Origin of the sequence: Synechococcus sp. H55.9, from assembly GCF_047462355.1 — a bacterium.
Classification (GTDB): Bacteria; Cyanobacteriota; Cyanobacteriia; order Thermostichales; family Thermostichaceae; genus Thermostichus.
Genome location: NZ_JANSJB010000056.1, coordinates 13,043 through 17,567 on the forward strand (window position 1 = coordinate 13,043; position 4,525 = coordinate 17,567).

Below are 4,525 nucleotides of genomic sequence, written 5' to 3' on the forward strand. Positions count from 1 at the left end.
AAAGAGCTAAGGATGTTCCTTCTGCCGGCTCCAGGGCAGGTTATTAGGCTAACTCCAGAGGAGTGCTTTGCCTGCCAAAATACAGATGCCCAAACAGGAGAGCCACTCCCCATTGAGCAAGATGTCAAGTTCTTGTAGTAGCGGCAGTGGGAGTTAGGAAACTCTGCTGGGGCTAATCCCACAGGACTAGGGCCATGTAGCTTAACCCCAATCAAGAGCTTGGCTCCAAGCGCAACAGGGATCCGTTGGGGGCATCGGTCAACAAGTAGAGCAAGCCATCCGGCCCCTGGCGCACATCCCGGATGCGACCCACCGCCCCTTGCAGCAGGCGCTCTTCTGCCACAACGCGATCCCCATCTAGTACCAAACGCGCCAAATGCTGTCCCGCCAAAGCCCCCACGAATAAGTTGCCCCGCCATTCAGGGAAGGCATCTCCTGTATAAAAGGCCATGCCGGAAGGGGCAATGGAGGGCGTCCAGTGCAGCAGCGGCGAAGCCAATCCAGGAGCTGCCGCCAGTCCTTGGCCAACCGGTTCGCCGCTGTACTCCCGACCATGGGTAATCAGGGGCCAGCCGTAGTTCACGCCGGGGGCCAAGATGTTGATCTCGTCCCCCCCTTGCGCCCCATGTTCGTGCATCCAAATGGCTCCTGTCTCGGGGTGGCGGGCCATTCCCTGAATGTTGCGGTGGCCATAGGTAAAAATTTCCGGCAAAGCCCCCGCTTGATTCACAAAAGGATTGTCCGCCGGGATCCCGCCTGTATCCGTAACGCGCAACACCTTGCCGGCGGCATCCCCCGGATCCTGGGCCCGATCCCGCTCGCCGCGGTCGCCGGTGCTGATGTAGAGAAACCCTTCTTCGTCAAAGGCCAGGCGGGAGCCGAAGTGCTGTTGGGCAGGCGTCTTGCGCTCCATGTCAAAAATCACTTCCAGATCCTGGAGTCCTCTTTCTCCCAGGCGGGCCCGCGCCACTCGCGTCCCCCCGCCGCCTGGCCCAGGAGCTGCATAGGACAAGTAGATCCAGCCGTTCTCTGCGTAGTTGGGGTGCAAGGCAATATCCAGCAGCCCTCCCTGGCCGCGGGCAAACACCTCCGGTACTCCAGCGATGGGCTGGGGATCCAACCCCTGCTCGGTAACTCGGCGCAGCCGGCCCGGACGTTCGGTCACCAGGATGGTTCCGTCTGGCAGAAAGGCCATCCCCCAAGGATGCTCCAACCCGCTTGCCAACGTCACGACCTGGAAGCGCTGCTCTGTCCTGGCTCTGGGCAGAGCTTGGGCGTGATCCCCCTGTTGCAGAGACATGACCGTTTCCGGTCTGACCGGGTAGGCCCCAACAGGGGCGGACAACCCCCCCAAAAGCAACAGCGAGGAGAGAAGTTTTATCGCCGGGATCCTCAGAGCCATTGCCACCTCGTTTTCGCGATGGATTTTGAGGTTTGAGCTAGCCAATCATTGCTGCTGCTCTTCTAAAAAGATGTACCGATGGGAGCAGAGTTGGCTGCGCACAAGAGTGGGGAGCTGCCTGCTCCCTTGCGGCCTTGGGTTAGCCTTGAGGGCAGCGATCTGCCCCCAAACCATGCTGGAAGCTAGCGAGATCTTCGGCCAGCCCCAGAGGCAAACCTGTGGATCCCTGCAGGAACTTCAGGCCCATCCCAGGGGGATCCGTCTCCTCTGTACTCAGGGCTGCTGGTCTGTGCAGGTGCTCACCCCTCGTCTGCTGCGGCTGCGCTTTAGCCCCAGCGGCGAGTTTTTGCCCCGTCGTTCTTGGGATGTGGCTCTGGCGGATGCAGAGTGGCCGCCGGCTCCTTTTGAGCTGCAGGAAAGCCCCACCCAAGTTCACCTCAGCACTTCTCTGGTGCAACTGCAGATCGACCGGGATCCCCTCTGCTTCAGCTTTCGGGATCCCCAGGGCCAGGTCTTTTGTGCCGATATCTCTGGGGGCCTCAGTTGGGGATCCGAGAGCATCCGCCTGGTTAAATCCCTCCACCCCGCCGAGCACATCTACGGCCTGGGAGAACGGGCTGGGCTGCTCAACAAGCGGGGCCGGCGCTACAGCCACTGGACCCGCGACTGCTGGGGCTACGACGCCCACAGTGACAACCTCTATCTGGCCATTCCCTTTGCCTTGCTCCTCCGCCCTGGCCTCTGCTACGGCCTCTTCCTGCACTGCACCCACTGGAGCCAGTTTGACCTAGGCCAGGCGGATCCTGAACAGTGGGCCATCGAAGTGTGCGCCCCCGAGCTGGACTACTACCTCATCTACGGCCCTACCCCCGCCTTGGTGCTCCAGACCTACACCCAACTCACCGGGCGAACCCCCCTGCCTCCGCTCTGGGCCCTCGGCTACCAGCAGTGCCGCTGGAGCTACGCCAGCGCTGCTCAAGTACAGAACATTGCCGAGCAATTTCGCCAGCGCCAGATCCCCTGCGACGTCATCTACCTGGATATCGACTACATGCGCGGCTACCGCGTTTTCACCTGGGATCCCCGCCGCTTCCCCGATCCCGCCCGCCTCACGGCGCAGCTGCATGAAGCTGGCTTTCGAGTGGTGGCCATTGGGGATCCCGGCGTCAAGTTCGATCCCGAAGCCGACTACGCCGTTTTTGACGAGGGCCTGGCCCAAGACTTCTTCATTCGCCGCGCCGACGGCCACCTCTTCCACGGCTATGTTTGGCCGGGCAAAGTTCTCTTCCCCGATTTCTCGCGCCCCGAAGTGCGGCAGTGGTGGGGATCCTGGCAGCGGGTTCTCACTCAAGCCGGTGTGGATGGCATCTGGAACGACATGAATGAGCCGGCCCTCAACGACCGCCCCTTTGGAGATGGGGGCCAAATTGTGGACATCCCCCCCGACGCCCCCCAAGGATCCCCCGAAGAGCGCACCACCCACGCCGAGGTGCACAACCTCTATGGCCTCCTGATGGCCCGCGCCTCCCGCGAGGGTCTAGAACAGCTCTGCCCCAACCAGCGCCCCTTTGTCCTCACCCGCTCCGGCTTTGCCGGGATCCAGCGCTGGGCTGCCGTCTGGACAGGAGACAACCAATCCTCCTGGGAACATCTGGAGATGTCCCTACCCATGCTCCTCAACCTGGGCCTGTCGGGAGTTAGCTTTGTCGGCGCCGACATCGGCGGCTTCGGGGGCAACGCCACTCCCGAGCTGTTTGCCCGCTGGATGCAAATGGGGCTCCTCTATCCCCTCATGCGCGGCCACAGTGCTCAGGGAACTCGCCCCCACGAACCCTGGAGCTTTGGCCCTGAGGTGGAAGCCATTGCTCGACAGGCCATCCAGCTGCGTTATCAACTGTTGCCCTACCTCTACAGCCTCTTCTGGGAGTCCAGCCAAACCGGCTCCCCCATCCTGCGCCCCCTGTTCTACGAATTCCCTGACGATCCCCAGACCTACGAGATCTCCGATCAAGCCCTGCTGGGATCCGCCCTCCTAGCTGCCCCCGTCGTCCGTCCGGGGATCCGCTGCCGCGCTGTCTATCTCCCGGCGGGCACCTGGTTTGACTGGTGGACAGGCCAGGCCCACCGCGGCCCTGGCTATGTGCTGGCCCCCGCCCCCCTTGACCAACTGCCTCTCCTTGTGCGCAGCGGCTCTATCCTGCCCTTAGCTCCTCCCTGCCAGTCCACCACCGACCTGCGCCGTGACCAACTGCGCCTTAAACTCTACCCCGGTGACGGCAGCTTCACCCTCTACGAAGACGACGGCCAAACCCTCGCCTACTCAAGCGGCCAGTGGGCCACCACCACCTTCCGCCTGCACCAGCAGGCCAACCAGCTCCTCCTAGAGATCGAGCCCCGCCACGGTGGCTGGATCCCACCCAAACGCACCTGGATCCTTGAGCCCCTTGGCCAGGCCCCCCTCCTCTTGCCCGACAGCGGCCAGGCCCAGCAGATCTGTCTGTCCAGCCCAGAAAGAGCCCGCCCCTAGTCAACTGCCCTCACCGCCTCCAGCAGCTCGCGGTTGTCCCGCTTGAAGATGGGCAGCCACTCCACATGCTGGTAGCGCAGGATCCCTTGGCTATCCACCACAAAATAGGCCCGCCGTATCCCCAGCAGACTATCCACCCCGTATTGCTGGCTCACCCTCCTGTCCACATCGCTCAGCAAAGGAAACTCCAGCTTGAGCTGCTCGGCAAAGGCTTCGTGCTTGGAGACAGGATCACTGCTAATCCCCAAGATCTCGCACCCTGCTGCCCGAAAAGCTCCCCAATCCTCCCGAAAACAGCGCATCTCGCTCGTACACACCGGCGAGAAGTCCGCCGGGTAAAAAGCCAGCAACACCTTGCTCTTGCCCCGATAGGCCCCCAGCGAAATCTGGGCCCCCTTCAGGATCCCTTTCCCCACTGCAGGCAGGCTGAAGTCAGGAGCTGCGGTCCCAATCACAATACCCATAGAGCCATCCGACCTCAAGATCCCCTCACCAGTCTAACGGCGAATCCGGATCCCTTCTCCGCCGAAAAAACTTTGAGTTATCTCTTGACGGGATGAGTTTATGGGGGTTAGGGTAGTAAAGCGCTGATGAGG

At 62.1% G+C, this 4,525-nt stretch carries 3 protein-coding genes; 1 reads left to right on the top strand and 2 read right to left on the bottom strand.

Going from position 1 to position 4,525, the window contains the following annotated elements; all coding sequences use genetic code 11:
* Positions 1-211: 211 nt before the first annotated feature.
* Positions 212-1,300, bottom strand: a complete 1,089-nt coding sequence (locus NW857_RS08540) for a PQQ-dependent sugar dehydrogenase (RefSeq protein ID WP_414368661.1) — start codon at positions 1,298-1,300, stop codon at positions 212-214.
* Positions 1,301-1,574: 274 nt separating this feature from the next.
* Here NW857_RS08540 and NW857_RS08545 point away from each other — a divergent pair, with 274 nt between their 5' ends.
* Complete coding sequence (locus tag NW857_RS08545; protein WP_414368663.1) at positions 1,575-3,929, top strand: glycoside hydrolase family 31 protein; 2,355 nt, start codon at positions 1,575-1,577, stop codon at positions 3,927-3,929.
* Here the strand turns inward: NW857_RS08545 and NW857_RS08550 are convergent.
* Positions 3,926-4,393 carry a peroxiredoxin family protein gene (locus tag NW857_RS08550; protein WP_414368664.1) on the bottom strand — a complete coding sequence of 156 codons (468 nt, stop codon included), beginning with the start codon at positions 4,391-4,393 and terminating at the stop codon, positions 3,926-3,928. The genes NW857_RS08545 and NW857_RS08550 overlap by 4 nt on opposite strands.
* Positions 4,394-4,525: the final 132 nt, after the last annotated feature.

Bases quoted from the DNA above. Each gene is read 5' to 3' on its own strand.
- NW857_RS08540 (WP_414368661.1), bottom strand. From the start codon at position 1,300: ATGTCTCTGCAACAGGGGGATCACGCCCAAGCTCTGCCCAGAGCCAGG.
- NW857_RS08545 (WP_414368663.1), top strand. From the start codon at position 1,575: ATGCTGGAAGCTAGCGAGATCTTCGGCCAGCCCCAGAGGCAAACCTGT.
- NW857_RS08550 (WP_414368664.1), bottom strand. From the start codon at position 4,393: ATGGGTATTGTGATTGGGACCGCAGCTCCTGACTTCAGCCTGCCTGCA.